Raw genomic sequence first — 24,076 nt, forward strand, 5'->3', positions numbered from 1 at the left:
CGATCCTTGCGTTTCCCAGCCTAGCAGGCAAGCCGGAAAAGCCGCAAATCACGCCCGCAGAGCACGCTCCAATGCCGCCAGGCGACCCGGCTGCAGCGCGTCTTCCAGGGCGGTGATGCGCAATACATGGCCCAGCGCCGGCTGGGGCGGGCGATGCACCAGGCTGCCAGCGGCGAGCAGTTCGCCATGCAGGCGCTCGGCGAGTGCCGCGCTGGGAAGGCGCAGCGCCACGAAATTGGTGTGGCTGGGGAGTACGTCACCGCCGAGCGCTTCCAGCCAGCGGGCCAGGCGTTCGCGGCGGGCAATCACCGCCTGAATATGCGTTTCGACTTCCCGGGAATCATCGAGCACGATTTCCGCCGCTTTCTGAGCGATGCTCGACACCGCATAGTGAATGCGTACCTTGTTGAGCAGGGCGATATCCTCGGGCTCGGCGATGGCGTAGCCGATGCGCAGCCCCGCCAGGCCCTGGGCCTTGGAAAAGGTGCGCAGTCGAACCGTCGCCGACAGAGGACGGTTTTGCGCCGGGGTCCAGGCGCTGTCGCGAAAGTCGTGGTAGGCCTCGTCCAGCAACAGGGTGCAATTCTTCGGCAGGGTTTCACGCAAGGCGTCGATGGCCGTATCGTCGTGAAGATGGCCGCTGGGATTGTCCGGATTGGCGAGATACACCAGCCGCGCGTCTTGTGCCTGGGCGACGCGGGCGAGCGCCTCCAGATCCGGCGCCAGATAGCCCGATGCTTCCCGGTAGGGCACTTCGCTGATACGGCAGCCCTGGCCGGCGGCGAAATAGCCGAAGGTAGGATAGGTGCCGGCGCTGGCGACGACTCGGCTACCTGGCGGGCAGGTGGCGCGCAGTACCAGGGCGATCAGGCTATCCGCGCCGGCGTCCACCAGCAGCGATTCCACCGGCAACCGATACTGGTTCGCCAGTCGCGAACGCACTCCCAAGGCCTCCGCGTCCCCATAGCCTCGAGCCAGTTCCGCAAGTTCTGCGCCGAAACGCTCGCTTAGGGCGTGATGGGGCATGTCGAGCCCTTCGTTGGAACCCAGGCGATGGGGGATCTCCCGATCCAGCCGCCGTTCTAGCGCCTTGATGCCCGGGAAAGGATTGTCCGGGCCGTCGCGGTACAGATGATCGGTGAAACGCGCCATGTTCAACCTCTCGAATAAACGTTTCGGAATTTAAAGCGCGGTAGTATCGATCGCGCCACTGAGCTGTTCCTGCCACTGCTGTCGAGTATCGCCGGGGCGACGCAGGCTCAAGGTCAGGCGATAAGGCACCAGCACTCGATCGGAAAGCTGCAAAGGGGCGCCGCTGGTTTCCAGGCGACTCTCGAGTATCCACTGATTACTGTCGTGATCCGAAGGTGTGACCGAGGTGGGTTGTTCTGCCGCCCAGTCCAGCACTTGAGGCCCTGGCGGCTTGGCGAGCAGGCCGCGTGTAAGGCTCTCGCGAAAGCGCTCGCTGTCGATATCCAGGCTCGGGTCTACATGCGACGGAGGCAACAGCAGCACCAGGCTGGAAAGCGTCTGCGGCGTCTTGTCTTTCAGCACCGGCGACTCGAGCACCCGGGTCGCCGCCTTGTCGCCGAGCCCCAGCAGCGCCTGGCGCAGGGTGGCCGGGGGGGATGGCTGGCTGGCACAGCCGCTCGCCAGCAGCAGTACGACGAACAGAAGCGAATAGCGGATGCGGTTCATGGAGCGGGTGTCCTTGCGTGAGTTTTCGAGTAACGAGCAAGCGGTTCGGTCTCGAAGTCGGCGAGAAACGCCTCGAGCCGTTCGAACAGCGCCTGACGAATGGGCTCGGCCTCATTGACCAGATGATGGCGCGCCTGAGGATGCTGATACAGCGTTGCCTGGGGAAACTTGTGTTGCAGAACCTCGAGGTTCCAGGACCAGTCCACGGTCTGGTCCTGCTCTCCCTGAAGGATCAACACCGGAAGCTGGCTGGGGGGCAAGGCCAGCAGGCGCGGAATCCAGCGGCGCATGGCGCTGATCCAGCTGACCGGAAGATGATCCGCCTGCAAGGGATCCAGGTTTTGCAGGAAATTGGTGAAATCCTGGTCCGTGGAATTGGCCTGGTAGCGTCGGGATAGACTATTGATGAACGGCTCCGCCAGCAGATGAAGCCAGCGGGCCTGGTTCCAGCCCCAGGGCCGCACCAGCGGCGCCAGCAATGCAAGTCCCGCCCAAGGACACGGCTCGAGGGACGTCAGGGCGTCCGTGGCCAGGATTGCCGCGCCGGTACTCTGGCCGATGCCAAGCCAGGGCCGGGGCGCCAGGTTCATGGCGATGGTCCGTTGCTTGAGCGCATGCAGGCAGTGCCCGTAGTCGTCGAAGTCGTCGATGGTGGCCTGGGCGCCGCTGGAAAGTCCATGGCCGGGCAGGTCCCAAAGCACCACCTGCCAGCCGCGTCTCAGCAGCAGCTCCAGCAGATGGCCATAAAGCCCCAGATGATCGAAATAGCCATGCACCACGAACACGGTGCCCTGCGGTGTGGGCGGCCCCCAAACCTGGCACCACAGGCGATAGCGCGGGGTGTCGACAAAGCCCGCGTACAGGACCACGTGCTCCGACAGCAGCGGCGTGAGGCGGTAGCAGTCGAGATAGCGGGTCAGGCAGGGGTCGCCGAGGGCAAGGGTCGTGATGACCCGTGAGGTATCGATCGGGGCCAGTTCGCCTAGCGCCTTGAGAGCTGTGAAGTCGGTCATGTGTTTCTCCTCGACCCATGCTAGCGCTAGTGGAACTCGACGACCACGCCGGGAGGCTGGGCGCCGGCGGACTCAACTTTTAGTATGCCATGGGCAGACCCGCCGGATAATTTCGATTAGAGTATGGAAGTTTTTTCCACAAACATTCGGACACTGTGTTCGAGCACCAGGTTGCAGTAAACGATGAAACAGTCGGCCCCTCGGCGCCGGCTGCAGCGCATCAGGAGATTCCCCTCATGACTGATCGTGTCACCCGCCACCGGCTCCAGGTGGCTACCGAGCTTGATCGTTTCATCAACGAGCAGGCGTTACCCGGTTCCGGCGTGGACGCCGACGCCTTCTGGTCCGGCGTCGATGCGTTGATCCATGAACTGGCGCCCAAGAATCGCAAACTGCTCGCCGAGCGCGAGCGACTGCAGCAGGAACTCGATACCTGGCACCGAGAGCATCCCGGCCAGGTCGAGGACATGGACGCCTATCGGAAGTTCCTGAAGCGTATCGGCTATCTGGCGGAGGTGCCGAATCAGGTCAAGATCGCCACCATCAACGTCGATCGGGAAATCACCACTCAGGCCGGCCCCCAGCTGGTGGTGCCCGTCACCAATGCGCGCTACGCCTTGAATGCGGCCAATTCTCGCTGGGGCAGCCTTTATAACGCCTTGTATGGTACCGACGCCATCAGCGAGGAAGACGGCGTCGATCATACCAAGGAGTATAACCCCAGGCGTGGCGCCAAGGTCATTGCCTACGCACGAGGGGTGCTCGACATGGCAGCGCCCTTGGCCACCGGCACCCATCGCGATGCGGTCAACTACGCCCTGCGCGACGGGCACCTGGTGGTGACCCTCAAGAACGGCCGAGAGACCGGACTCAAAAGCCCTGGCAAGCTGGTGGGCTACCGGGGCGAGGCGTCCAAGCCTTCCGCGATATTGTTGTCCAATCACCGCCTGCACCTGGAAATCCAGATTGATCCCGAGCACCCCATCGGCAAGACGGACCCGGCGGGGGTCAAGGATCTGCTGATGGAATCCGCAATCACCGCGATCATGGACTGCGAGGATTCCGTCTCCGCGGTGGACGCGGAGGACAAGGTGCTGGCTTACAGCAACTGGCTGGGGCTGATGCAGGGCGACCTGGAGGAACAGGTAGAGAAAAACGGCAAGACCACCACCCGCCGACTCAACCCGGATCGTGAATACACCACCCCGGACGGCGGCAGCGTCAGCCTGCCGGGTCGAGTGCTGATGCTCGTGCGCAACGTCGGCCATCTGATGACCACGCCGGCCATGCTGGACGGCGAAGGCAAGCAGGTACCGGAGGGAATCCTCGACGCGGTGGTCACCACCCTGGCCGCGCTGCGGGATCTGCAAAAGAGCGGCCCCCAGTCGCGCAACTCCCGCGCCGGCTCCATGTATATCGTCAAGCCCAAGATGCATGGCCCCAGGGAAGTCGCCTTCACCAGCGAGATATTCAGTCGTGTCGAAGACCTGCTGGGTCTCGAGCGCAACACCCTCAAGATGGGCATCATGGACGAGGAGCGCCGTACTTCCGTCAACCTCAAGGCGTGCATCGCCGCGGCGGCATCCCGGGTGGTCTTCATCAACACCGGCTTCCTGGATCGTACCGGCGACGAGATACACAGCGTCATGGAAGCCGGCGTGGTGGTGCGCAAGGGCAAGATGAAGAATACCACCTGGATCGACGCCTACGAGAAAAACAACGTCCAGACCGGCCTGGAGTGCGGCCTGCGCGGCCATGCCCAGATCGGCAAGGGTATGTGGGCGATGCCGGACCTAATGGCGGCGATGCTCGAGCAGAAGATCAACCATCTCAAGACCGGCGCCAACACCGCCTGGGTGCCTTCGCCCACTGCGGCAACCTTGCATGCGTTGCACTATCACCAGGTGGACGTGGAGGTAATCCAGCATGAGGTGGAAGGGCAGCCCACCGTCGATTATCTGGATGATCTGCTGACCCCCCCGGTGGCGGCACGTCCCAACTGGACCAAGGAACAGATTCAACTCGAACTCGACAACAACTGTCAGGGCATTCTCGGCTACGTGGTGCGCTGGGTGGAACAGGGCGTCGGCGTCTCCAAGGTGCCGGATATCCACGATATCGGGCTGATGGAAGACCGGGCCACCCTGCGTATTTCCAGTCAGCATATCGCCAACTGGCTGCTGCACGGTCTCATCACCAGGGAACAGGTCGAGGAGACGCTTGCCCGCATGGCGGAGGTGGTCGACAAGCAGCATTCGAGCGACCCCAACTACGTGCCCATGGCGCCGCGTCTGGACGAGTCCTGCGCCTTCAGCGCCGCCAAGGATCTGATCTTCAAGGGGCGCGAGCAGCCCTCCGGCTATACCGAGCCACTGCTGCATCACTGGCGCGCGGTGCACAAGTCCCACGCCAAGTAAGCCGTCAGGCGACCAGCAGCCACCGGCGCCGTGCGCCGATGCTCGAACGCCCCGAAGCGAGACTTCGGGGCGTCTTCTTTCATGACAGGTGCCCCGGGCGCCGATAGCTGGGCGAAAGGGGCGTCTTGCGCTATCGTGGGCCGGTTCACGACATCCTTATCCGTGAGGAATCCGAATCCATGACCGCGATGACCGCCGCCGCCATCGAAGATTTTCTCGACGAGGTCTTCCCGCATCGCCAGGGCACCATCGAAGGCGTCGATACGCGACGCGCCACCATGAGCCTGGCCATCGAGGATGAGCATCTGCGCCCGGGCGCCTGCGTTTCCGGTCCCTGTATGCTGGGCTTGGCGGACGTATGTTTCTACGTGGCGATTCTCGCGGAGATAGGCCCGGAGGCCATGGCGGTCACCACGGATCTCAACTGTCATTTCCTGCGCCGTGCCCGGGGCGACCGGGATCTGATCGCCAACGCGCAGATTATCAAGCTGGGGCGTCGCCTCGCGGTGGGCAAGGTTGAGCTGTTCTCCGCCGGCGAGGAGGAGCCGGTGGCGATCGTCACTGTCACTTATGCCTTGCCGGATCAGGAAGACGATGACTAGTCGGAGACGCCCGGACGAGCGCGGGCAGCGCAGACGGCCAGTGCCAGCCAGCCCGCCAGAAAGGCCAGGCCGCCGAAGGGCGTGACAATGCCGAGGCCGCGGATGCCGGTCAACGCCAGCAGGTAAAGGGAGCCGGAAAACAGCAGAATGCCCACGGCCCATAATCCCAGCACCAGTCCCTGACCCTTGAGGGGCGCGTTCACACGCCAGACGAGTACCGTCAGCATCGCCAGGGTATGCCAGGCCTGATAGCGCACCCCGGTCTCGAAAGTGTCCAGAAGCTGCGGCGTCAGCTGGTCCCTGAGTCCATGAGCGCCGAAAGCGCCGGCGGCGACCATCACAAAGCCGCTCAGGGCGACGCCGATCCAGGCAAGACGATAATTCATGAATCAAGGCTCCTTGATACCGGATGAATAGCGCTGATCAATTCCGTGGGCTTCCCGATAGCATTGGCGCATTTATTAGCTTTTTGCTTCACTATTATCCGGTTGTACTCTCTGGCCGCTCAACAAAAAAGGAAAAGATGCCATGGAAACGCTGCTTGCCATCATCACGCCGCTGCGTGACGCCATCTATGCGGTCATGACCCCGGTCAGCGACTTCGTCTGGAGCTATATCCTGGTCTATCTGCTGCTGGGCGCCGGCCTGCTGTTCACAGTACTGACCCGCGGCATGCAGTTTCGTCTGTTCGGCCATATGGCCAAGGTCACAGTGACCGCTCGCGGTGCCGGCGAAGGCGTGAGCGGCTTTCAGGCCTTCGCCACCTCCCTGGCCGCCCGGCTTGGCACCGGCAATCTGGCGGGTGTCGCCATCGCCTTGTGGATCGGCGGCCCCGGAGCGATCTTCTGGATGTGGATCACGGCGCTGGTGGGTTTCGCCACCTCTTTCATCGAATCCTCTCTGGCCCAGCTTTATAAGCATGCCAATGAGGACGGCGTGTTTCGCGGTGGCCCGGCCTATTATATCGAGCGGGCCCTGGGCTGGCGCTGGCTGGGTGCGCTGTTCGCGATATTCCTGATCATTGCCTATGGGCTGGCCTTCAACGCCGCCCAGTCCAATACTATCGCCCAGGCGATGAATGAGGCCTTCAGTGTTCCCAACTGGATCACCGGCCTGGTACTGGTGGGCCTCGTGGCACTGGTGATCTTCGGCGGCCTGAAGTCCGTGGCGCGCACCGCGGAGAAAATCGTTCCGACGATGGCCATTATCTACCTGCTGGTGTCACTGTGGATTCTCGCGGTCAATATTACTGCGGTGCCTGACATGCTGGCGCTGATCGTCAAGAGCGCCTTCGGCTACGGCCCGGCGGTGGGCGGCGCCGCTGGCTACGCCATCAAGGTGGCCATGGAAAACGGCGTCAAGCGTGGGCTATTTTCCAATGAGGCGGGCATGGGCTCTACCCCCAACGCCGCCGCCCAGGCCAGCGTCAAGCACCCGGCGGCCCAGGGGCTGGTGCAGTCCTTCGGCGTCTTCGTCGATACCCTGGTGATCTGTAGCTGCACCGCGGTGGCCATCCTGCTGTCCGGGGTATATGGAGAGCTGCTGACCAATTCTCCCGAGCAGTCCATTCAAGGCATCCAACTGACCCAGGACGCCATGGTCGACCATCTGGGCTATTTCGGTGAGGTGTTTATCGCCGTGGTCATCTTCTTCTTCGCCTATACATCGCTTCTGGCCAATTATTCCTTCTCCGCGATCAATATTGAATACCTGTTTCGTGGTCATGCTAAAAAGGCGGATCACACCCTGCGCTGGATCGTGCTGGCCATGGTGATGATCGGCGCAGTGGCCAAGCTGACCTTCGTGTGGGATTTCGCGGATCTGGCCATGGGCCTGATGGCTACCACCAACCTGTTCGCCATTCTGCTCCTGTGTCCCACCGCGTTGCTGTTGCTCAAGGATTATGAACGTCAGCGCAAGGAGGGCATCAAGGAACCGGTCTTCGATCCCAAGGTGCTGAAGCGCCCGGAACTGGTGGATCGGGACGTCTGGCCGCCAAACTATTAACCTGGCAATCAAATAGGTCATCCTGACCTCTTTGATTGTCGCCCCCGCCACACTGGCGCAGATGAGTGAATCTGCTGGTGTGACGCGGGTTCGCGCCGACCTACCGGCCGGCGGCGGCACTTCCCTGTGCCGCAATTAACCCGACATAAATGCTTGCCGGGTTAATAGAAACGTGCCGATAGCAAGGTTTGACGCTACACTTATTCGCCCGCAATTTTGCGAATTCATTCATCTGCAGCCCAAGTGGAGGTTGCCATGCAGATTCAACTCAACGGTGATGTCCATCGGCTGGAAGGTGAACCCACCCTCAGTCAATTGGTGGCTAGTCTCGGGCTCGCCGAACGGCGTATCGCCATCGAAGTCAACGAGGAAATCGTTCCGCGCAGTCGCCACGACGAGACCCGCCTGGAAAACGGCGATCGCGTGGAAATCGTCCATGCCATCGGCGGCGGCTAAGCGCTCGATGGCATTTGCCTGGGCGACGAATGACGCGATTCTCTCGAGTCCTATTTTCAGCCAAGCCTTCCCGGAGTTCCCATGACCGACAAAACAGCTACCCTGAAACCGGGCCCGGACCAGCCCTGGCGAGTCGGCAGCCGCCAGTTCACCTCCCGGCTGCTGGTGGGCACCGGTCGTTACAAGGATTACGACGAAGCGGCGAGCGCCATCGCCGAAAGCGGCACCGAGATCGTCACCTTCGCGGTGCGCCGCACCAATCTGGGCCAGGACCCCAACGAGATCAGTCTGCTCGACGTGATTCCCCCCAGCCGCTACACCCTGCTACCCAACACCGCCGGCTGCTACACCGCAAAAGACGCAGTACGCACCTGCAAGCTGGCCCGGGAGCTGCTCGACGGCCACAACCTGGTCAAGCTCGAGGTGCTGGCGGAGGACAAGACCCTGTATCCCAACGTGGTGGAAACCCTGAAGTCCGCGGAGGCGCTGATCAAGGACGGCTTCGAGGTCATGGTGTACACCAGCGACGACCCCTTGATCGCCAAGGAACTCGAGCGTCTGGGCTGCAGCGCGATCATGCCGCTCGGTTCGCTGATCGGCTCCGGCAACGGCCTGATGAATCCCTACAACCTGCGGCTGATCGTCGAGCATGCGGAAGTGCCGGTGCTGGTGGACGCGGGCATCGGTACCGCCTCGGACGCGGCGATGGCCATGGAGCTTGGCTGTGACGCGGTATTGATGAATTCCGCCATCGCCCATGCCCAACAGCCAGTGCTGATGGCTCGGGCCATGCGCAAGGCCGTCGAAGCGGGGCGCGACGCCTTTCTGGCCAAGCGCATGCCGCGACGCAGCGATGCGGACCCCTCCTCACCGTTCGCGGGACGCATCAATGCATGAAGCTGGTTCCGATAGCGTTAAGCAAGAAGACGCGAAGCAAGGTGATAACAGGCCGCGTGGCATCAAGAGCTACGTGCTGCGCGCCGGGCGCATGACTGCCGCCCAGACCCGCGGCCTGAAGGAAGTCTGGCCGAGGCTGGGGCTGACGTTGGAAGCGGGACGGCAGGAGCCGGAAAGGCTGTTTGGCCGCCGGGCGCCCTTGGTGGTGGAAATCGGCTTCGGCATGGGCGCCTCGCTGATCGAGCAAGCGAGGACGCATCCCGAGTCGGATTTCATCGGCATCGAGGTGCATCCGCCGGGGGTGGGCAAGCTGCTTGATGAAGCAGACAAGCAGGGCCTGACGAACTTGCGGGTCTATCGGGAGGACGCGCTCAAGGTGCTCGCGGAATGTCTGCCGGAATCCAGCATCGATACCCTGCAGCTGTTCTTTCCCGACCCTTGGCCGAAGAAGAAGCATCACAAGCGGCGCATCCTGCAGCCGGCCTTCGTCGAACTGGTGCGTACCCGACTAAAGCCCGGCGGCACGCTGCACATGGCCACGGACTGGCAGGCCTACGCGGAACACATGGTAGAAGTCATGGGCGCGGCGCCGGGCTATCGCAACGTCGCCCCGGCGAAGACCGCGCCTTATGTTTCGCGGCCGGATTTTCGGCCCTTGACCAAGTTCGAGCTGCGCGGCGAGCGCCTGGGCCACGGCGTCTGGGACCTGATCTTCGCCCGAGAGGCGTAGACATTGGCGTTTTGCGGCGGCCGCGATGCCGGCGCCACGCTTTCCTCCACCGGCCGACCCTCTCCGGCCTGACTCTCGTTGTTGGCGTGGGGTCGGCCCAGGCGTGACTTTTTCCCTGCCAGCGCCTGGATCACACCGACGCTGGCGATTCCCATGCCCAGAAAGCCCAGTCCGCCGGGCAGCTCGCCGAACATGACCGCGGTCCAGACAAGGGTTAACGCCGGGGTCAGATAGATCAGCGTCGAGGTGGCTGTCACACCGAGGCGCTTGAGGCTAGTGACGAAGAAGCCGTAGCCGCCGAAGCTAGCCAGGACGATCAGAAAGGCCATTACGCTCAGGTTGTTCAGGGTGAGGGCAGGCATGGCGGGCAAGCCTTCGCCCAGGCCCCAGGAGGCAGCCAGGAAGACCAGGGTCGCCGCCGCCAGCTGTATGGTCAGACGACCTTCCAGCGCCAGCTGAGTCGGACGCTTGGCGCTCAGCATGCTGCCCAGGGTCACCGCGACGACACCAATCAACGGCAAGCCGTAGGCCCAGGGGCTGCCTCCGCCCATGCCTTGCATGTCGTCCAGCACGCATAGCCCCGCTCCCAGGGTGGCAATCGACATGCCGATCCACTGGGTGCGGGAGGAGTATTCTCGTAACCAGAAGGCAGCCAGGGTTGCCGCCATCAGCGGCTGCAAGGCGCCGATCAATGACGCCACCCCGGCGCTGACGCTCTGTTCCACCGCCAGCAGCATGGCCAGCAGATAAATGCCCATGGTCAGGCTGCCGCTGGCGGCTTCCATGAGGATATCGCTGCGGCGCAGACGGCCGCCACGTCCCACCAGCAGGCGTAGCCCCCACCAAAGGGCGATCAAGAGCGTCGCCAGGCCGAAGCGCCAGGTGTAGAGCCCGAGCGGCGAGGTCTCGATACCTACCGCCAGGCGGCTACCCACGAACCCGCTGCTCCAGCACAGCACGAACCCGCTGGCAATGGCGACGCTACCCAGGGTCTTCTTTCCGATAGGCAGCGTCGGCAAGGCGACGCGCAAGTGATGTGGATCGAGCCGGAACACGGGACACCTCCTGATTGGTGAATTTGCCAGACGATTATGAGGCGTCTACGATTTTCAATAAATCGATATTTATTTCAATGAGGGTTCAATATGGCTGAAGTCTCTTCCGCGGCGCTGGATCTCGAGCTATTGCGCACCTTTATCAGCGTGGTGCAGCAGGGCACCCTGGGCGCCGCCGCCGTCCAGCGCAATCGCACCCTGAGCGCGATCAGCATGCAGATCAAGCGCCTGGAGGAAGTTCTCGACACTCGCCTGCTGATTCGCGGCGCTCGGGGCGTGGTGCCGACGCCGGCGGGAGAAGGGTTGTTACGGGAGGCGCGGGAGCTGCTGCGCCAGCACGACAACCTGCTGGCGCGCTTCACCGGGCGCGGTCTCAGCGGCAAGGTACGCTTCGGCTTGCCGGAGGACTATGCCAGCGAGCTGGTGGGACAGATTCTGCCGGAGTTCCTGGCGAGCCATCCGGACGTGCTGATCGAGGCAGTGACCGCCACCAGCGGCGAGTTGGCGGAGCAACTGAAACGCGGCGAACTGGCCCTGGCGGTGGCCCTCGATCAGCCGCATGACCTCAAGGGCGGCGAGCCGCTGTGGAAGACCGCGCCGGTATGGGCCGGGGCCCGGGAGCTGCGCCTGGACGAGTCCCAGCCGTTGGCCCTGGCCTTGCATCCACCCAACTGTCCTTATCGCGCCATTGGCGTGGCTGCCCTGGAGGCAGTGGGGCGGCCTTGGTATCCGGTGTTTACCTGCACCAGCATCAATGCCCTGGAAACCGCCATCGCGGCGGGTCTGGCGATAGGCGTACTGGATCGCCAACGCTTGACCCCGGCGATGCGCGAGCTGGGGGAGACCGAAGGATTGCCACCACTGCAGCCCTGCGAGGCGCAGCTGCATTTCGGCAAACGTATTCCCCGAGGATCCCGGCCGGCGGTGGACGCTCTGGCCGCCCTGGTGCGGGAGCGTTTGCTGCAGCGCGGCCCCTGGCGAGCGCCGGAGCGCAGCGGCTGGATCGTCCCCGGGGAAAACAGCGGTACGCATCATCGTTACAAAAACGCTACCGCAGGAGAAGGCAAGAGTTGATCAGGTGAGAAGGGAACGATAAACCAAAAAAAGCGCCACCCAAGGAGGTGGCGTAAAGACCGTGACTAGCTTGATGAGGAGAAACCATGGCAGTGAACCTGACATTCGCTGCTATGGTAAGTGGCGTCTGGCAAACGCCACCATCACAAGGTAACGATTCTCATTTTCTTCGTCAACACTAATGAGAATATTTTTTATTTGAGTGATGGAATTTTTTTATTACCGCCTCGGTCAGCTGGTAATCTGATTGACATCTTGAAAAACTCCCCTATTTCGATTGGGTCTTTGAGATTGTGTCTTGCACCATGTCCACATCATTGCTTGAACGACGTAAATCCCGCTCGCCTCTCATCAGCTTGATGGTGTTGCTGGGTCTGATTGGCGGGGGGTGTCTGGGCTGGTATCTCGTCGCTCAGCGTCTCCATGGCGGCGACGCCGTGGCCTGGTTCGCCGCCGATTCGTCCTGCAATCTGCACCGGGCACCTTGCACCGCCGAATTGGGCGATAGAGGCCGGCTGAGCTTTTCGATTCCGGGAGACATTCAGCCCTTGGAGAGACTGCCTCTGGAGGTGCGAGTCGAGGGCGTCGAGGCCCAGGCGGTACGGGTGGATTTCGTCGGGCGCGGCATGGACATGGGGCGCTATCGCTTTCCCTTGGAAGAAACCGCGCCGGGCGTTTTTCGAGGGGAGGGGCAGCTGTCGATCTGTACTCGGGAGGTCATGCCCTGGCGAGCCAAGGTGCTGGTCGAGACTGCGTCCGGCACTCGAGGCAGCCGGTTCGATTTCGATGTGGCGGGGAGCTTATGAGAAAAGGACACTATATTGCCTTAGGGCTCGTGGCGGTGCTGCTGCTGGCGGTGAGCCTGGGGCTCTGGCAGTTTCAGCAACGCACCGATCCCGGCGCCGAGGAGCCGCCCGGGGGCGAGATCGCCTTGCCCTCGACCCAGGGCGAGTTCGTGCTGTCGGCGCTCGATGAAGATCAGCTCGCGGTGCTTTATTTCGGCTATACCTATTGCCCGGATATCTGCCCTCTGAGCCTCTCGGTGATGCGCCAGGCGATGTCACGGCTCGGCCCGGAGCGAGCGGAGCGCATCGTGCCGGTATTGATCAGCGTGGATCCGGCGCGCGATAGTCTGGCGCGGCTCGAACAGTACGTGGGGTTCTTCGGCGATGATTTCCTGGGCGTCCGAGGGAGCGAGGAGCAATTGAATGACGTCGCGAAACGCTACGGCGTGGTGTGGCGCAAGGTGTCGTCGGGGCCTGCCGATGACGACTACACCGTCGATCACACCTCATCGCTGTTCGTGGTCGATCGGGAAGGCGAGATTCGCCAGCGAGTTCTCTATTCGCCGACGCCCCAGGCACTGACCGCGGCGCTTGAAATGGAGCTCGCTGAACAAGAAGGGGCTGGCAATGATGGCTGAACACCAAGGCGCGTGATTTACTGCGCCGAACCCTCGGCGTCAGAGGCATGGTCGGCAGAAACATTGTCGGCAGAAACGTTGCCGGATAGACCGGCAAGCTGACGAATCATCCTCATCAGGGCGCCAAGCTGTTCGCCGTCGCGGCTGTCATGCAACGGGCTTGGCTGCCACATGCTTTCCTCATAGCCCCACCAGTCCCAGCAGCCCAGGGGGTTCGGCAAGCTGGGAGTGGCCTGAGGATAAATCACCACCAGGCGGTTGGTGTCCGCCCAGGCATCGAGGCCGCTGTTTCTGACGAACTGCTCGCCGATCTGTTCGCTGCTCATGCGACAGCCGTGCAGTGCCATGACCAGACCACATTCCTTTCCCTGCGCGCAGCTTTCCGGGACGTATAGATAGCCGCGCTCTGCCAGGCCGTCATCGAAGGGCTCCTGATCGAATTCCCGTAGGTTGCCCTGGCGCTCCTCGCTGGGCGCAGCCAGATCGCCATACAGCCAGCCAAGTGCCCGGCCCGCGCCGTCGCTACCGCAGTCCAGCAGGTAAGGAGCTCCTTTGGCCCGGCAGTTCACCAGCAGGGCGGGGTCGTCGATGCGCTCCCTCGCCACCGGCCAGCCATGATTGGCGCCTTCCGCCAGTTCGAGCTTGAGCTGGCTGTCGCTGTCCGTCAGCCAGCGCGAATACTGGCGAGCCAGCGCCGCGCCCAGCTGCGGCTGCACGACCTCGTCGTCCTCGCCCTGCCATAGATAGACTCGCTGCTTCGCCAGCGCATTCGCCTCGCCGAGCAGGTCGCGACGCCGATAGTCCTCCAGGCGAGCATCGAGCTCGGCGAGAGACGGCAGGCCTCGACCGATGGCCATGCACTGACGCAGCGCCCGGCTAAGCTCGCCTTGGGAACAGCCCCAGGGGCCGGCGGCAAAGACGCCCAGGCCACTGAACACCTCGGGATAGGCCACCGCCAGCTGGGTCGCCATATAGCCCCCGGAGGAAACTCCCATCACGCTGATGCGATCCGGGTCGATGTGGAGGCTTTCAAGAGAAGGGGGCTCTTCCTCGGCGAGGGCGGAGGCACAAAGCCCCAGCCCTGCGCTCAGGATCGCGAGTGCGAAATTACGATGCATCGTCCGCATCGACGTCCAGCAGTTCAACCTTGAAGATCAACGTTTCGTTGGGCCCGATGGGACCTTGACCCTGAGCGCCATAACCCAGTTCCGCCGGAATGTAGATCATCCAGGTGGCGCCCGGTTTCATCATCTTGAGCGCTTCCTGCCAGCCTTCGATGACCTGACCGACTCGGAAGCTCACCGGTTCGCCGCGCTGGTAGGAACTGTCGAAGACGGTGTCGTCGAGCAGCTTGCCTTCGTAGTGCACCTCGACGGTGGAGTCCTCGTTCGGTGACTCGCCTTCGCCTTCTTCCAGCACCTTGTATTGCAGCCCGGAATCCGTGACCTTGACGTCCTCCTTGTCGGCGTTTTCCGCCAAAAACTTCTCGCCGGCGGCAAGGTTGGCGGCAGCCTCTTCCTCCGACTTGGCGCGCTGCTCTTCCATGGCCTGCTGCTGGAATTGCTGCAAAGTCGCGGCCATCTCTTCTTCGCTCATGGCCAGGTCGTCACCGGCATAGACATCCTTGATGGCTTGAGTGAAGGAATCGAGGTTCAAGTCCGCTACGTCCTGCTTCAGGCTTTGCCCAAGGGTAACCCCCAGGCTGTAGCCGAGCTTTTCCTGATCGCTTTCCGGGGCAGCCAGCACCCAGGGGGCGGCGCTTAGAAACGTACCGAGAACGGCGACACATACCAGTCTCTTCATGAAAGATCCTTAACTCGTTGCGATGGGAAGACCTGTCGGACTTCTTCGAGGCCTTTGGGTTCCGCTGCTGACTGCTTACGTTTATACCATCAAGCTGGGGCGACAGACCATGCCGAGACCCGCACTCACCCGGTCGAACGGGATTTTTCAGGCGCTGCGTTGATTTGACATTAGTAGGGCTATGCTCTTTTCTGAAACTACATCAACAACACAGGGAATTGCCATGAAGTTGCGCAAACTCGTTATCAGCATGACCGCACTCGGGCTGGCCGGCATGGCCGCCTCGGCTAACGCCGAAACCTGGCGTTTCGGACTTGAGGAGATTGAAGGCAGCGTTCAGCACGGCTATGCCGAAGAGTTCAAGCGGCTGATCGAGGAAAAGAGCGACGGCGATGTTACCGTTCAGTTGCTGCCTTACGGCAAGTGGGGATCCGACTACTCGACCCTCTACGATGCGATTCAAAGCGGCTCCATTCCGATTGGTTTCGGTTCCGGTTTTCTCGGCGGCACCGTACCGGAAAGCCAGTTGATGAGCTTGAACTTCGTCATGCCGGAAGATCAGCTTGAAACCGCCAAGATACTCAATTCCGACGCCTTCATGAAAAGCGATGCCTGGCAGCAGGCATACCGCAATCGCGGCCTGGTACCGCTGGCCGCGTTGCCTGAAGGCTATCAGGTATGGACCGCCAACCGCGAGATTCGTACTCCCGAGGATATAGAGAATCTGCAGATTCGCGTGATGGACAATAGTCTGCTGCGTGCGACCTATGAAGCCTACGGCGCCTCGCCGATCACCATTGCCTACGGCGAACTCTACAGCGCCCTTCAGCAGGGTCAGGCGGACGGCAACATTCAGCCGGTGTTCGCTCATGAGGAAATGGGCTTCTATGAAGTCCAGGACTATATGATCTTCGCCAAGCAGTCGCAGTTCGTTGCCAATCTCATCGCCAACCTCGACTGGTATGAAGGCCTGTCTGAAGACCAGCAGCAGATGATCGAGGAAACCACCGACGAGTTGGTGCAGATCGGTCACGATATCCAGAGCAAGTTCAACGAGGAGCGCCTGGAAACCATCAAGGAGAAAGGCAATATCGAAATCATCGAACTGAGCGATGAGGAGCGCGAGCAGTTCCGTGAGTTGGCCGAACCGGTGCGCCAGACCTTTGTCGACGATGTCGGCGAACTGGGAGAACAGGCACTCAACACGCTGCTTGAGCAGGTCGAATCCGCCACCGGCGGTTCAGCTCAGTAAAACGCTGGCTTGAAGCAAGAACAGGCTTTAAGTGTCAAATCAACCGGGGGCGGATGCCCCCGGTTTTTTGTGCTCAATCACCGCCCAGGGAAGGCAGCAGCAGCGAAATCTGCGGAAACAGAATCAAAATGAGCGTGGCCAGCAGCAGGATGGCGACAAACGGCGGCGTACCTCGAATCACATCCAGATAGGGCCGGCGAAAGACGGCGATGGCGGTAAAGATGTCGCAGCCAAAGGGCGGCGTGGCGGAGCCGATGGCCGCCTGCAGGGTGACGATGACCCCGACGTGTACCGGGTCCAGGCCCGTGGACTGTACCAGCGGCTTGAAAATCGGCACCAGGATCAGAATGACCACGATCGGGTCGACGAACATGCAGCCGACGAAGAAGGCGGCGGCGATCAGCGACAGGGCGAGCACCTGGTTGTCACCGATATGATCGATGACCGGACCGAGAATCTGCTCGGGAATGCCCGCGGTACCCAGCGTCTGGGAAAACGCCGCGCCGATGGCGACGAGAATGAAGACCACGGCGGTGATCATGCCGGTGGATAGCGCCAGGCCGCCGAGATCGCGAATCGAGACCTGGCGATAGATCACCACCTCCAGCAGCAGCGCATAGGCTACCGCCACGGCGGAAGCCTCGACGGCGCTGAAGAAGCCGCCATAGATGCCGCCGACCACCAGCACCGGAAAGCCCAGAGGCAGAATGGTCCGGCGCAGCGCCTTGAGACGCTCGCCCCAGCTGGCGCGAGGTTCGGGTTCGATACCCTTGACGCGAGCATCGATGTAGCAGTAGATCGCGAACATCACCAGGATCAGCAAGCCGGGTAGAATGCCGGCGAGAAACAGATCGCCGATGGAGGTCTTCATTACCACCCCGTAGATGATGAAGCCGATGCTCGGTGGAATCAGCAGGGCGATATCGCTGGCGTTGATGATCAATGCCAGGGTGAAATGATCCGAATAGCCTTTGGCCAGCAGGCGCGGACGCATCGGTCCGCCCATGGCGACCACCGTGGCCTGAGTCGAGCCGGAGACGGCGCCGAACAGGGCGCAGGACGCGGCGGTAGTAATGGGCAGGCCGCCTCGCAAGTGGCGCGTGAAGGAATCGACCAGATCCAGCAGGCGGTTGGCGGTATGGCCCTTGGTCAGGATGTCCGCGGCGAAGATGAACATGGGGACCGCCGCCAGCACCCAGCTGCCCACTCCGCTGATCATCCAGCTGACCGCCTGGTCGGGCCCGAAGAAGGTCATTCCCGTGAACATCATGTACAGCATTCCCACCGCCAGCGGCACCATCATGGGAAAACCGAGCAGCAGCAGCACGAGCATGATCAAAACTAGCCAGGTCAGCATGAAAGGCTCCTTGCGTTATTGTTGTTGAGGGGATCGATCAAGCATCGCGCCGATTGTCGTCGTCGGTGTGAGACAGGTCGGGGTCTTCTTCGGGAAGCTCGTCATATTCTTCCTTCTCGGTGAAGGAGCGATAGATATCCTGGCTCACGAGATTGCGCGCCGTGGTCAAAAGATACTGGATGCCGGCAAGAGTGAAGCCGATGGGCAGGGCGAGATAGACCATCCACATGGGAATGCCCAGCGCCGCGCTGGTCCGGCCTCGCTCTTGTAACGTCACGACGTAGTCCACCGACTTGTAGGCAAAATAGAACATCAGCGCCGCGGTACCGAGGCAAAGGACGATCAGCAAGGCCTTGCGTAGCCGACCGCTGAGCTGGTCGTAAATGGCGGTCATGCTGATATGGCGCGAATGCCGCGCCGCGTAACCGACTCCCACGAAGGTGATCACCACGATAAACATCTCGGTAACCTCATAGGTCCCGGGAATGCCCTGCTGGAAGAGTAGATTGCCTACGACATGACCGCTCATCAGCAGTGCCATGGCGAGCACGCAGATGATGATGATCCATTTTTCGATGGCGCCGAGAACGAGATTGAGCCCGCCCAGAGCACGTATGAAACCGTTGTCTCGCCCGGGTGTTTTTTTATCTTCGGATAATTGTTGTTGGCTCATGTCGCTGCTTCACCTGATGGCGTGCCGAGCGCGGAAGAACGGCGGTGGTCGAATCGAAGCTCGCTGGATGTGGGGTCGCGGCTCCTGATGAACGGTGCATAAAGGTCAATTTGCGATGTTTGTTGTCTCTCTTTAGAACTTACAAGGTTTATCGAAACTCGACTAGCGGTCAAGGTTCAACCATTGGACGATCGAAGCGGGTTTCGAGAATGGCCAATGGCTGCCTGGCATTTTTATCGCTGGCAGGTAGCCACTCGAAAAGTCGCGCGGCCAGCGCGGGGTCATGCGGCTCCAGCAGGCGTATTCCCTGGGCCCGGTCGCTCAAGCGCTGCAAGCGCAGCAGGGTTTCGCGCTCGGATTGCAGTTCCGCACGCTTGACGGTTTCACGCAGCGACTCAAGACCAGACGTCACGGCCTGAGGCTTGAGCCGCCGGCGCAGGTCGCGCAGCGGCTGAGTGGTCTCCTGCTGCCAATCACGTACCGGCGCAAGCACAAGCGGTGCATCCCGGCCCGGAGCCAGGTCGTGACAGGCCAGCCAGCAGATCCACAGCAGTTCGCAGACATCCGCGCCGAACTCATCCTGCAGATGCAGGCAGGCCGCAGCGACGCCGTCCTTGGCGTAAAGCGCCAGGGCGTAGTCCCAGAGCGGCAGTCTCCAGCTCGGGCCGCCGGTCGCCGTCAAATGCCGCAAATGCTCGCGTAATTGGGTAGAATTCAGGCTCATTTTTTCGGTTCTTCGAAACCTGTTTTTCAAATATTGACTGGGGGTCAGGCATGATCGCACTGCGTCAACTCGGGCTGCAACGTGGCAAGCAGATGCTGCTCGAGGATACCGACCTGACCCTGCACGATGGCTACAAGGTCGGTATCGTGGGTGCCAACGGCGCCGGCAAGTCGAGCCTGTTCAAGCTGCTGCTGGGAGAACTCGCGCCGGACAAGGGCGAGGTCGAGCTTTCCGGGGGCCAGCGCATCGCTCACATGGATCAGGAAGTGGCTGCCCTGGCGCGTGGCATCAAGGATTACGTGCTGGATGGCGATAGGGCGCTGCGGGACACGGAACGGGCGCTAAAAGACGCCCAGGCGGCGGGAGATGCGCACCGGGAGGCGGAGCTGCACGGCCATATCGAAACTCTGGATGGCTACAGCGCTCCGGCAAGGGCCGCCCAGCTGCTGGTGGGGCTAGGGTTCGACCAACGGGATCTCGAGCGTCCTCTGGCGGATTTTTCCGGCGGCTGGCGAATGCGGGTCAACCTGGCGCGGACCCTGTTCATGCCTTCGGACCTGCTGCTGCTGGATGAGCCCACCAACCACCTGGACCTCGACGCTCTGTTGTGGCTCGAGCAGTGGTTGATACGCTACCCGGGCACGCTTTTGCTGATCTCTCACGATCGGGATTTTCTCGATGCGGTGTGCGGACATATCGTGCATTTCGATCAGCGAAAACTGACGCTTCATCGAGGCAACTACAGCGCCTTCGAACACGCTCGGGCGGAGAAATTCGCTCAGCAGCAGGCCCAGGCCGCCAAGCAGCAGGCGCGCAGGGAGGAGATCGAGGGCTTCGTGGCGCGCTTTCGCGCCCAGGCCACCAAGGCGCGCCAGGCCCAGAGCCGGCTGAAGATGCTCGAGCGCATGGAAACCATCGCCGTGGCGCATATCGATTCCCCCTTTCGTTTTACCTTGCCGGCGGCGGACAAGACTTCGCATCCGCTGCTGGTGCTCGACCAGGCGCGGCTGGGCTATCGCGACGCGGCGGGCCGGGAAGCCGTGCAGCTCGACGGAGTTAAGTTGACGCTGCTGCCTGGCCAGCGTATCGGTCTGCTGGGTCCCAACGGGGCGGGCAAGTCCACCCTGATCAAGTCCTTGACCGGGGAGCTTGCGCTACTGGCGGGCAAGCGCATTCCCGGCGAGCATCTCAAGATCGGCTATTTCGCCCAGCATCAGCTGGAAGGCCTGGATATTACCGCCACGCCCTTCCTGCACGTGCAGCGACTCTCGCCGACCGCCAGCGAGCAGGAGATCCGCAACTTCCTGGGCGGTTTCGGCTTTCCCGGGGATGCGGTATTCGGCGAGGTGGCGCGCTTCTCCGGCGGCGAGAAGGCACGGCTGGCCCTGGCCCTGGTAGCCTGGGAAAAGCCCAATCTGCTGCTGCTGGACGAGCCCACCAACCACCTGGATCTGGACATGCGCGAGGCCTTGACCGAGGCCCTGGCCGCCTTCGAGGGCAGCGTGATCCTGGTGTCCCACGATCGGCATCTGCTGCGGGCCACGGTGGACGAGTTCTGGCGGGTGGCGGATCACCGTCTCGAACCTTTCGATGGCGACCTGGAGGATTACCGCGCCTGGCTCAAGGCGCGGCTGGAAGGTCAGCGCCGGGACGCACGCCAGGAAAAAACCGTTTCGTCTGGCGGCACGGCGAAAGAAAAAATGGAAGAAAAGACGGATCGCAAGGCGGCGCGTCAGGCCGCCGCCCAGCGCCGGGAAAAGCTCAAGCCCCTGAAGCGTCAGCGGGACAAGGTGGAACGGGAAATGGAACGAGTCGCGCAAGAGCTCGCCCGGGTGGAGTCGCAGCTGGCGGACCCGGCGCTCTATACCGAGGCTTCGCGCAAGCAGGAGCTTACCGATAGCCTGGCTCGCCAAGGCGAGCTCGCCGCCCGGCACGACGCTTTGGAACACGCCTGGCTGGAAGCGGAGGAGGCGCTGGAACAGCTGCAGCAGGCGTTGGAGACCGACGCTTGAGGTTTGCAGGACAAGGCCTCGAAGTGCCGGCTTTCAGCCTTCAGCTTTCCAGCAAAAAGGTCACCGGGCCGTCGTTGACCAGGCTGACCTGCATGTCCGCGCCGAATTCGCCGGTGGCGACCTTGTCCCACTGGCCGCGCGCCTTCTCGACCAGATAGTTGAAAAGCCGCTCCCCCTCCGCCGGTGGAGCGGCGCTGGAAAAGCTCGGGCGTAGCCCCTTGCGGGTATCCGCGGACAGGGTGAACTGGGACACCAGCAGCAAACCGCCATCGATTTGCCGCAGGTCGAGGTTCATCTTGCCGTCATCGTCGCTGAATACACGATAGTTCAGTAGCTTGTGAAGCAGTTTTTCCGCCTTGGTCTCGTCGTCACCCTTGTCGATGCCGATCAGGGCGACCAGTCCTTGCTCGATGGCGCCTATCGGCTTGCCGTCGACGGCGACCTGTGCCTGGCGAACCCGCTGGATCAAGGCTTTCATCGCGTTTCTACCACCAGGCATGAAAATGATGCACCGGCCCTTGACCGCTACCGACGCTCAGTCGATGGCTGGCCTTCAAGGCTTCACCCAGCCACTGCTTGGCGGTTTCCACCGCGTCGGGCACATCCTGACCCTTGGCCAGACAGGCGGCGATGGCGGAAGACAGGGAGCAGCCGGTGCCGTGAAGATTTCGTGTCTCGATACGCGGGCCTTCGAGCCAGCGAAACGACGTTTCCTGAATCAATAGGTCCGGGCAGCCCTCGTCGTGAAGATGCCCCCCCTTGAGCAGGACATTGGCGGCGCCCAGCCCGGTCAGATCGGCACTCAACGCCTCCATGTCCCGACGGCTTGTGGGTGTCGGCTTGTCCAGCAGCATTGATGCCTCCGGCAAATTTGGCGTGATCAGATCCGAAAGGGGCACGAGGATCTCCCGCACTGCTCGAATGCCTTTCTCGTCGACCAGGGTGTCGCCGCTTTTCGCCACCATTACCGGGTCTAGCACGATCCAGCGGGGCGGAGACTTGGCCAGGACGTCGCGAATCGTCTCCGCCACCTCTCGGCTTGCCACCATGCCGATTTTTACTGCGGTGATGGGCACATCTTCCAGCAGGGTCTTGAGCTGGATCGCAATAAAGTCCGCCGGGACGGGAAAAACGCCCTTGACGCCTTGGGTGTTCTGGGCGGTAAGCGCGGTAATGACGCTGGTGCCGTAGGTGCCCAGCGCGGAAAAGGTCTTGAGGTCCGCCTGAATGCCGGCGCCGCCGCTGGGGTCGGAGCCGGCGATGGTCAGGACGTTGGCAATCGTGGCTTCGCGGGAAGCGGGGGCTGTGTCGATACGCTGCTTCATAAGGTCTCATTGTCTATATGAGTAGGCGAGAGAGATATCTCTAGCCTACTCAAGCATCGTGAGCCTGACTACTGAGGAAATATTGCCGGGACGGGAGCAGGAGCCTTGCCTTTCACTTGAGCAAGCGACATCCTAGGGCAGCGTCAGGTAGTTGCTTATGCTAGCGCCGCGCTGTTTGTTGCAGGCTAATCGTTAGGATGAATATATCGTTTTTTTGCGTTACGCTATGGACTCGCCGAGCGACAACGGCGTAAGAGGCAATCGACGGATCGATCATCGCCCGACAGAAGGCGTTCCCACGATCCATCATCGACCGGGACAGCCATGTCATGAATGATGCCACCTCACTGCTCGCCGAATACTGGGCCATTGGATTCTTTGTTTTCGCGGTAATCGCCCTTTGTGCCTTCATGATCATCGCCGCCAGCCTGCTCGGTGGGCGAAGCCAAGGCCGCAGCAAGAATATTCCCTTCGAAAGCGGCATCATCGGTGCCGGCAGCGCGCGCCAGCGCTTTTCCATCCAGTTCTATATGGTCGCGATGCTCTTCGTGATCTTCGATATCGAAGCGGTTTTCCTGTTCGCCTGGGCGATTTCCGTGCGTGAGGTCGGCTGGGCGGGATTCTGGGGGGCGGCAATCTTCATCATTATTCTGTTGGCGGGTCTGATTTACGATAGTCGAGTCGGCGCCCTCAGTTGGGCGCCTCAGGGCAGCGACAAGCTACACCGGGGGTCGTCCGGCAAGGCGCAGGCAAGGCGTGCCCCGAGCGAGACTCAGCAGCAGCGTTAGATACTGCCTTCAACGTGTTTCAGGCGGGAGAAACTTCATGGCATATACCCTGACTCGGGCAGACGATGCGGCGGCGGCGGAAAATGCTCAATACCCATTGGGCAAGCGTCAGCGCGTCGAGGATCCGATGAAGCAGCAGGTGCACCGCAGCGTGTTCACCGGCAAGCTCGAAGAGGTGCTCAACTCCGCGGTCAACTGGGGGCGCAAGAATTCTTTGTGGCCCTATAACTTCGGGCTCTCCTGCTGCTATGTGGAGATGACCACCGCCTTCACCGCCCCCCACGATATCGCGCGCTTCGGTGCGGAAGTCATCCGCGCCTCCCCGCGCCAGGCGGACTTCATGGTCATCGCCGGCACCTGCTTTTTGAAGATGGCGCCGGTCATACAGCAGCTCTATGACCAGATGCTCGAACCCAAGTGGGTGATTTCCATGGGCTCCTGCGCCAACTCCGGCGGCATGTACGATATCTATTCCGTGGTGCAGGGTGTCGACAAGTTTCTGCCGGTGGATGTCTACGTGCCCGGTTGCCCGCCCAGGCCCGAGGCCTTTCTGCAGGGGCTTCAGCTGCTCCAGGATTCGATTCAGGAAGAGCGGCGGCCGCTTTCCTGGGTGGTGGGTGACCAGGGCGTCTACCGAGCGGAGATGCCCTCCCAGCGAGAGAAGCATCGAGACCAGCGTATCCAGGCCACGGAGCTGCGTACCCCGGACAGCATCTGAGACAGTCGTCGAGACAGTAGCTGATTCGCCCATCGAGCCACTTACCTTTAGA

The 24,076-nt window shown here is 61.8% G+C and carries 25 protein-coding genes; 13 read left to right on the forward strand and 12 right to left on the reverse strand.

Going from position 1 to position 24,076, the window contains the following annotated elements; all coding sequences use genetic code 11:
- Positions 1–48: 48 nt before the first annotated feature.
- Genes FGL86_RS04850 through FGL86_RS04860 form a run of 3 tightly spaced genes read right to left on the reverse strand, consistent with a single transcriptional unit; the run spans position 49 to position 2,711 of the window.
- The gene (locus FGL86_RS04850) at positions 49–1,152 is read right to left on the reverse strand and encodes a pyridoxal phosphate-dependent aminotransferase (RefSeq protein WP_147183538.1); all 1,104 of its coding nucleotides are present in this window, start codon (positions 1,150–1,152) and stop codon (positions 49–51) included.
- 30 nt (positions 1,153–1,182) lie between these two features.
- Positions 1,183–1,698 (reverse strand): hypothetical protein, encoded by a 516-nt coding sequence (locus FGL86_RS04855; protein WP_147183539.1) that lies wholly within the window; start codon positions 1,696–1,698, stop codon positions 1,183–1,185.
- Positions 1,695–2,711 (reverse strand): alpha/beta hydrolase, encoded by a 1,017-nt coding sequence (locus FGL86_RS04860; protein WP_147183540.1) that lies wholly within the window; start codon positions 2,709–2,711, stop codon positions 1,695–1,697. The genes FGL86_RS04855 and FGL86_RS04860 overlap by 4 nt, the downstream gene beginning before the upstream one ends.
- A 236-nt stretch (positions 2,712–2,947) precedes the next feature.
- Here FGL86_RS04860 and FGL86_RS04865 point away from each other — a divergent pair, with 236 nt between their 5' ends.
- Both FGL86_RS04865 and FGL86_RS04870 read left to right on the forward strand, forming a co-directional pair.
- Positions 2,948–5,128 carry a malate synthase G gene (locus FGL86_RS04865; RefSeq protein WP_147183541.1) on the forward strand — a complete coding sequence of 727 codons (2,181 nt, stop codon included), beginning with the start codon at positions 2,948–2,950 and terminating at the stop codon, positions 5,126–5,128.
- Positions 5,129–5,307: 179 nt separating this feature from the next.
- Positions 5,308–5,730 (forward strand): PaaI family thioesterase, encoded by a 423-nt coding sequence (locus FGL86_RS04870; RefSeq protein WP_147183542.1) that lies wholly within the window; start codon positions 5,308–5,310, stop codon positions 5,728–5,730.
- On the opposite strand, the gene FGL86_RS04875 is transcribed toward FGL86_RS04870, so the two are convergent.
- A complete protein-coding gene (locus FGL86_RS04875) occupies positions 5,727–6,116 on the reverse strand; it encodes a DUF423 domain-containing protein (protein WP_147183543.1) in 390 nt (129 codons plus the stop codon). The genes FGL86_RS04870 and FGL86_RS04875 overlap by 4 nt on opposite strands.
- Positions 6,117–6,258: 142 nt before the next feature.
- On the opposite strand from FGL86_RS04875, the gene FGL86_RS04880 reads away from it, so the two are divergent.
- The 4 genes from FGL86_RS04880 (at position 6,259) to trmB (ending at position 9,820) form a co-directional block, all read left to right on the forward strand.
- Positions 6,259–7,737, forward strand: a complete 1,479-nt coding sequence (locus FGL86_RS04880) for an alanine/glycine:cation symporter family protein (RefSeq protein WP_147183544.1) — start codon at positions 6,259–6,261, stop codon at positions 7,735–7,737.
- Between the two features lie 255 nt (positions 7,738–7,992).
- On the forward strand, positions 7,993–8,193 hold the full coding sequence (gene thiS / locus FGL86_RS04885; protein ID WP_147183545.1) for a sulfur carrier protein ThiS: 201 nt from the start codon (positions 7,993–7,995) through the stop codon (positions 8,191–8,193).
- 81 nt (positions 8,194–8,274) lie between these two features.
- Complete coding sequence (locus FGL86_RS04890; RefSeq protein ID WP_147183546.1) at positions 8,275–9,090, forward strand: thiazole synthase; 816 nt, start codon at positions 8,275–8,277, stop codon at positions 9,088–9,090.
- Complete coding sequence (gene trmB, locus FGL86_RS04895) at positions 9,083–9,820, forward strand: tRNA (guanosine(46)-N7)-methyltransferase TrmB (protein ID WP_147183547.1); 738 nt, start codon at positions 9,083–9,085, stop codon at positions 9,818–9,820. Before FGL86_RS04890 ends, trmB begins: the two co-directional genes overlap by 8 nt.
- Here trmB and FGL86_RS04900 read toward each other — a convergent pair.
- Positions 9,718–10,875, reverse strand: coding sequence for a DMT family transporter (locus FGL86_RS04900; protein WP_147183548.1), 1,158 nt, complete (start codon positions 10,873–10,875; stop codon positions 9,718–9,720). The genes trmB and FGL86_RS04900 overlap by 103 nt on opposite strands.
- Positions 10,876–10,965: 90 nt before the next feature.
- On the opposite strand from FGL86_RS04900, the gene FGL86_RS04905 reads away from it, so the two are divergent.
- The 3 genes from FGL86_RS04905 to FGL86_RS04915 all read left to right on the forward strand — a co-directional run bounded on the left by FGL86_RS04905 (position 10,966) and on the right by FGL86_RS04915 (position 13,372).
- Positions 10,966–11,949: a LysR family transcriptional regulator gene (locus FGL86_RS04905; RefSeq protein WP_147183549.1), complete on the forward strand. Its 984-nt coding sequence runs from the start codon at positions 10,966–10,968 to the stop codon at positions 11,947–11,949.
- Between the two features lie 305 nt (positions 11,950–12,254).
- Positions 12,255–12,755 carry a hypothetical protein gene (locus FGL86_RS04910; RefSeq protein WP_147183550.1) on the forward strand — a complete coding sequence of 167 codons (501 nt, stop codon included), beginning with the start codon at positions 12,255–12,257 and terminating at the stop codon, positions 12,753–12,755.
- Positions 12,752–13,372, forward strand: coding sequence for an SCO family protein (locus FGL86_RS04915; protein WP_147183551.1), 621 nt, complete (start codon positions 12,752–12,754; stop codon positions 13,370–13,372). The genes FGL86_RS04910 and FGL86_RS04915 overlap by 4 nt, the downstream gene beginning before the upstream one ends.
- Before the next feature lie 17 nt (positions 13,373–13,389).
- Here the strand turns inward: FGL86_RS04915 and FGL86_RS04920 are convergent, their stop codons facing one another.
- Positions 13,390–14,490, reverse strand: coding sequence for an extracellular catalytic domain type 2 short-chain-length polyhydroxyalkanoate depolymerase (locus tag FGL86_RS04920; RefSeq protein ID WP_147183552.1), 1,101 nt, complete (start codon positions 14,488–14,490; stop codon positions 13,390–13,392).
- Positions 14,480–15,175, reverse strand: coding sequence for a BamJ family beta-barrel-assembly machinery protein (bamJ, locus tag FGL86_RS04925; protein ID WP_147183553.1), 696 nt, complete (start codon positions 15,173–15,175; stop codon positions 14,480–14,482). Before bamJ ends, FGL86_RS04920 begins: the two co-directional genes overlap by 11 nt.
- A 223-nt stretch (positions 15,176–15,398) precedes the next feature.
- Between bamJ and dctP the strand changes: the two genes are divergently transcribed.
- A complete protein-coding gene (gene dctP / locus FGL86_RS04930; protein ID WP_147183554.1) occupies positions 15,399–16,427 on the forward strand; it encodes a TRAP transporter substrate-binding protein DctP in 1,029 nt (342 codons plus the stop codon).
- A 73-nt stretch (positions 16,428–16,500) separates the two neighbouring features.
- Here the strand turns inward: dctP and FGL86_RS04935 are convergent, their stop codons facing one another.
- The 3 genes from FGL86_RS04935 to FGL86_RS04945 all read right to left on the reverse strand — a co-directional run bounded on the left by FGL86_RS04935 (position 16,501) and on the right by FGL86_RS04945 (position 19,181).
- Entirely contained in the window at positions 16,501–17,784 is a 1,284-nt protein-coding gene (locus FGL86_RS04935) for a TRAP transporter large permease (RefSeq protein ID WP_147183555.1), read from the reverse strand.
- Positions 17,785–17,821: 37 nt separating this feature from the next.
- The gene (locus tag FGL86_RS04940; protein WP_147183556.1) at positions 17,822–18,457 is read right to left on the reverse strand and encodes a TRAP transporter small permease; all 636 of its coding nucleotides are present in this window, start codon (positions 18,455–18,457) and stop codon (positions 17,822–17,824) included.
- A 169-nt stretch (positions 18,458–18,626) separates the two neighbouring features.
- A complete protein-coding gene (locus tag FGL86_RS04945) occupies positions 18,627–19,181 on the reverse strand; it encodes a TIGR02444 family protein (protein WP_147183557.1) in 555 nt (184 codons plus the stop codon).
- 50 nt (positions 19,182–19,231) lie between these two features.
- Between FGL86_RS04945 and FGL86_RS04950 the strand changes: the two genes are divergently transcribed.
- Positions 19,232–21,193, forward strand: coding sequence for an ATP-binding cassette domain-containing protein (locus FGL86_RS04950; protein WP_147183558.1), 1,962 nt, complete (start codon positions 19,232–19,234; stop codon positions 21,191–21,193).
- A gap of 40 nt (positions 21,194–21,233) precedes the next feature.
- Here FGL86_RS04950 and dtd read toward each other — a convergent pair whose 3' ends face one another.
- Together dtd and thiD are read right to left on the reverse strand one after the other, a co-directional pair.
- Positions 21,234–21,671, reverse strand: coding sequence for a D-aminoacyl-tRNA deacylase (gene dtd / locus FGL86_RS04955; protein ID WP_147183559.1), 438 nt, complete (start codon positions 21,669–21,671; stop codon positions 21,234–21,236).
- 7 nt (positions 21,672–21,678) lie between these two features.
- Positions 21,679–22,518, reverse strand: a complete 840-nt coding sequence (thiD, locus tag FGL86_RS04960; RefSeq protein ID WP_147183560.1) for a bifunctional hydroxymethylpyrimidine kinase/phosphomethylpyrimidine kinase — start codon at positions 22,516–22,518, stop codon at positions 21,679–21,681.
- 329 nt (positions 22,519–22,847) lie between these two features.
- Between thiD and FGL86_RS04965 the strand changes: the two genes are divergently transcribed.
- Both FGL86_RS04965 and FGL86_RS04970 read left to right on the forward strand, forming a co-directional pair.
- Positions 22,848–23,306, forward strand: a complete 459-nt coding sequence (locus tag FGL86_RS04965) for an NADH-quinone oxidoreductase subunit A (protein ID WP_147183561.1) — start codon at positions 22,848–22,850, stop codon at positions 23,304–23,306.
- A gap of 37 nt (positions 23,307–23,343) precedes the next feature.
- Entirely contained in the window at positions 23,344–24,024 is a 681-nt protein-coding gene (locus FGL86_RS04970) for an NADH-quinone oxidoreductase subunit B (RefSeq protein WP_147183562.1), read from the forward strand.
- Positions 24,025–24,076: the final 52 nt, after the last annotated feature.

Origin of the sequence: Pistricoccus aurantiacus (assembly GCF_007954585.1) — a bacterium.
GTDB classification, from domain to species: domain Bacteria; phylum Pseudomonadota; class Gammaproteobacteria; order Pseudomonadales; family Halomonadaceae; genus Pistricoccus; species Pistricoccus aurantiacus.